This window comes from Gilvimarinus sp. 1_MG-2023 (assembly GCF_030548285.1).
Map to the genome: position 1 here is coordinate 1 of NZ_JAUOSC010001752.1, position 235 is coordinate 235.

Sequence of the window (235 nt, forward strand, 5' to 3'; positions counted from 1 at the left end):
GCCTGGACCGGGCTCGGGCGCTCTGTTTATGTTGGGCTTTGGTTTGGGCACTTTTCCGGCCGTAGCTTTGACGGCTACCCTAGCTGATCCTGTACTGCGCGCTATTCGCTCGCGCTGGGTGAGCGGAGGCGCAGCCTTGTTATAATTGCTTTTTGCATCCTGGACGGTTTACGGCACTCTGGGCGGCGATCATGCGCACCACCAGCACCATCATAGTACTGAAGAATCGGGCCCT

1 protein-coding gene is annotated in these 235 nt (G+C 58.3%); it reads left to right on the forward strand.

The window, feature by feature from the left end:
- Positions 1-22 precede the first annotated feature (22 nt).
- On the forward strand, positions 23-145 hold the full coding sequence (locus tag Q4563_RS23915; protein ID WP_442903873.1) for a hypothetical protein: 123 nt from the start codon (positions 23-25) through the stop codon (positions 143-145).
- Positions 146-235: the final 90 nt, after the last annotated feature.